Annotated in this window: 1 protein-coding gene; it reads left to right on the top strand. The window is 68.6% G+C overall.

The window, feature by feature from the left end; genetic code table 11:
* Positions 1-57 precede the first annotated feature (57 nt).
* Positions 58-4,304: amino acid adenylation domain-containing protein (locus ABZ934_RS32415; RefSeq protein WP_361320142.1), on the top strand; the 4,247-nt coding region annotated here is incomplete at its 3' end.

The raw sequence follows: 4,304 nt of genomic DNA, 5'->3' as shown, positions 1-4,304 counted from the left end.
CGTGACGCGTTCGCCGGCGCCGCACTGGTTGCTCCGCGGACTCCGGTGGAAGAGCGGATGGCTGCGGTCTGGCGGAGCGTTCTGGGTCTGGACGAGCTCAGTGTCGAGGACAGTTTCTTCGACCTCGGTGGTGACTCCATCCGCGCGGTCCGGCTGGTCGGTGCGCTGCGGGAAGCGGGCTTCGACCTGACGATCCGCGACGTCTTCGAGTACCGCACCATCGCCGCGCTGGCGCTGCGGGTTCCGCAGTCCGTCGATGGCGCCTCGCTGATCACGACGGTCGAGCCGTTCGCACTGATCAACGACGCTGACCGGGCCCGGCTGCCCGAAGGGGTCGTGGACGCCTACCCCTTGTCGCAGGTGCAGACCGGCATGATCGTCGAGATGCTCACCGACACCGAGCAGCACACTTACCACAACCTGACCTCCTTCCGGGTTCGCGACGACCAGCCCTTCGACCTCGACACCTTCCGCGCGACCGCCCGCCTCATCGCCGAACGCCACGAGACCCTGCGGACGTCCGTGGATCTCACCGGCTACACCCAGCCCCTGCAGCTGGTCCACGCCAACGCCGAGGTCCCCGTCGCACTCCACGACCTCCGTGGCATGACCCGCGAGGAACAGCTTCATCGGGGAACGGAGTTCGTCGAGGCCGAGCGCGCAACGCTGTTCGACCCGGAAGCCGCCCCGCTGATCCGCTTTACGGTGCACCTGGAGTCGGACGATGCCTGGCGCCTCACCTTCACCTTCCACCACGCCATCACCGAGGGCTGGAGCTACAACTCCCTGCTGATGGAACTGATCGAGGTCTACAACAGCCTCCGCGACGACCGGGACCCCGAGCCCTTCGAGGCCCCCGCCGTCCGTTACGCCGACTTCATCGCCGCCGAACTGGACGCCCTGGCCAACACCGACAACGAGACGTACTGGCTGGACGTCGTCGACGAGTACGCTCCGCTCGCCCTGCCCATCGGATGGGGCGACGAGGGCGGCAGCCTCCGAGCTGGCGGGAACGACGACCGGCACGCCCAGCTCCGGGTGCCGATCAGCGACCTGGACGAGGGCCTGCGGGCACTGGCCGGCAGTACCGGATCCTCGCTGAAGTCGGTGCTGCTGGCGGCGCACCTCAAGGTGATGAGCATGCTCACCACCGAGGCGGCCTTCCACACGGGCGTCGTGTATCACGGGCGTCTGGAGGCGCCGGGTGGTGACCGGGTGCTGGGTATGCACCTGAACACCCTGCCGTTCCCGATGCGGCGTGGCGCTGCCTCAACCTGGCGCGAGCTCGTTGAGCGCGTCTTCGCGCAGGAGACTGAGATCTGGGCGCACCGGCGTTACCCGATGCCGGCCATCCAGCGCGCCTCCGGCACCAACCAGCGACTCCTCACGGTCCTCTTCGAGTACCTCGACTTCCACCAGGTCGACCAGGGGAACGTGGACACCGGGGCGAACTTCAACTTCTCGGTCAACGAGTTCATGTTGAACGTGATCGTCACCGGCGGGTATGTGGCGATCAACAGCAGTGACGTCGCGGTGGTCGGCAGGGACAGCCTGGAGCGCCTCGGCGCGATGTACCGATCGGTGCTGGAGTCGATGGCGACGGACGAGAACGGGGACGCGAACGCGCGTTACATTCCCGCGGACGAGCGTCGTCGGCTGCTGAACGAGGCGAACCCGGATGTGGCGCCGACCGAATCCCTGACCCGCGAGCTGTTCGAGCACCAGGTCGCCCTGACTCCCGAGGCGGTCGCGATCGTCTCGGGCACGCAGGAGATCACCTACGCGCAGCTCGACGCATCGGCGAACCGGATCGCGCGGCAGCTGCGGCACGTCGGCGTCGGCCCGGACTCGGTCGTCGGCGTCCTGTTGCCCCGGGGGCCGGAACTGGTCGCTTCGCTGCTGGCCGTGTGGAAGGCCGGCGCCGCGTATCTGCCGCTCGACCCTGTGCTTCCGGCGGAACGAATCGGCTACATGCTGGACGACTCCTGTGCCGGCGTGCTGGTGAGCGATTCCTCGCTGGCCGAGCGGGTTCCGGAGACGTACGGTGGCCTCCGCCTGCTGCTGGACCGGGACGACACGGCCCCGGCACTGTCGCCCACGGCAGTGGCGCCTTCCGCTTCCCGCGAGCACCTGGCATACGTGATCTACACTTCGGGGTCCACCGGGCGCCCGAAGGGCGTGATGGTCAGCCACGGCTCGCTGTTCAACCTGCTCTGCTCGATGCGTGACGACGCAGGACTCGGCCGACCAGGAACGTGGCTGGCCGCCACGTCCATCTCGTTCGACATCTCGGCGTTGGAGATCCACCTCCCGCTGATCACCGGGGGCCGGATCGTGCTGGCGGGCGACGGTGAGGCGAAGTCGCCCTCCGAGCTGCTGCGACTGGTGGCGGCGCACCGGGTGAACCATGTGCAGGCCACGCCTTCGGGATGGCGGCTGCTCCTGGCAGTCGGCTTCGACCTGCCGCAGATCACCGCGTTGACTGGTGGCGAGGCGCTGCCCGTGTCGCTGGCCAACGAGCTCAGCGGCCGGGTGGGCCGTCTGCTCAATGTCTACGGTCCGACAGAGACCACGATCTGGTCCAGCTTCTGGGAGGTCCCGGCGGGCACCCGCGCCGTGTCGCTCGGCCGACCGGTGGCCGAGACCCGGCTCTACGTCCTCGACGACACCCTCGAACTGGTACCGATGGGTGTCACGGGTGAGCTCTACATCGGTGGTGACGGGCTGGCCCGTGGTTACCTGGGGCGCCCCGACCTGACCGCCGACCGGTTCGTGCCGGATCCGTTCGGTCCGGGGGGTTCGCGTCTCTACCGGACCGGTGACCTGGCCCGGCGCCTGCCGGACGGCAGCCTGGAGTGCCTCGGCCGAGCCGACAGCCAGATCAAGCTGCGTGGCTACCGCATCGAGCTGGGCGAGATCGAGGCCGTGCTCACCGACCTTCCCGAGGTCAGGGAGGCTGCGGTGGTTCTCTGGGAGGATTCGTCGGGCGAGAAGCTGCTGGTGGCGTACGCCGTGTCGGCGCAGGACGGCTTGCTGGACGCGTCTGAGCTGCGGGCCCGGGCGGCCGAGGCGCTGCCTGAGTACATGGTTCCGTCGGCATTCGTCATCCTGGCGGCTCTGCCGCTCAACTCGGCGGGCAAGATCAACCGCCGTGCGCTGCCGGCGCCCGACCGGGAGGCCTTCGGAGCGACCCGTGGGTCGGTAGCCCCGCGCACCCCGGCGGAGGAGCGGATCGCGACCGTCTGGCAGGACGTACTCGGTCTGCCCGAGGTCAGCGTGGAGGACGGCTTCTTCGACCTCGGCGGCGACTCCATCCGCGCGGTACAGCTGGTCGGTTCGTTGCGGGCGGCCGGCTACGACGTGTCCATCGGGGACGTCTTCGAGCACCGGACCGTCGCCGCCCTGGCGCAGATCGCGTCCGGGCGGTCCACCGGGCAGACGCTGATCAGCGCGGTCGAACCGTTCGCACTGATCAGCGACGCCGACCGGGCCCTGCTGCCCGAAGGGGTCGTGGACGCCTACCCGCTCTCGCAGGTACAGACCGGCATGCTCGTCGAGATGATTGCCGACGACGAGCAGAGGCTTTACCACAACCTGAGTTCTCACCGCATTCCCGACGCGAGGCCCTTCTCGGAGGAACCGTTCCGCCAGGCGGTGCGGACCATCACGGCACGGCACGAGATCCTGCGCACCGCAATGGACCTGACGTCCTACTCCCAGCCGATGCAGCTGATCCATGCCACGGCCGCGATCCCGGTCGCGTTGCACGACGTGCGCGGACTCTCAGCGGAGGAGCAGCAGCGGGCCGGACTGGAGTTCGCGGCTCAGGAGCAGGAGATCCCGTTCGACCCCGCCGTGCCTCCGATGCTGCGGCTCACCGTGCACCTGGAGTCCGACGAGGCCTGGCGGTTGACGATCGCCATGTCCCACGCCGTGGTCGAGGGCTGGAGCGTGCATTCGCTGCTGATGGAGTTGTTGGGTGTGTACCGGCAGCTCGTGGTGGGCGGTGCGGTTGTGGAGCCGGAGGTGCCGTCGGTTCGGTATGCGGACTTCATCGCTGCGGAGTTGGATTCCCTGGCCGGTGAGGCGGACCGGGAGTTCTGGCAGGGCGTGGTTGATGCGTACGTTCCGTTGGTGCTGCCCGCCGCCTGGGGTGGCAAGGGCGGGGAGTCGGCGCAGGACGTGGGCGCGATGGTGCCGATCGATGATCTGGACGAGGGTCTGCGGGCGCTGGCGTCGGTGACGAAGTCCTCGCTGAAGTCGGTGCTGCTGGCGGCGCACCTCAAGGTGATGAGCATGCTCAC

Source organism: Streptomyces sp. NPDC046557, from assembly GCF_040645975.1.
Lineage (GTDB): Bacteria > Actinomycetota > Actinomycetes > Streptomycetales > Streptomycetaceae > Streptomyces.
The sequence above is the reverse complement of the archived record's forward strand: the minus strand, read 5'-3'. Positions and strand labels throughout refer to the sequence as shown.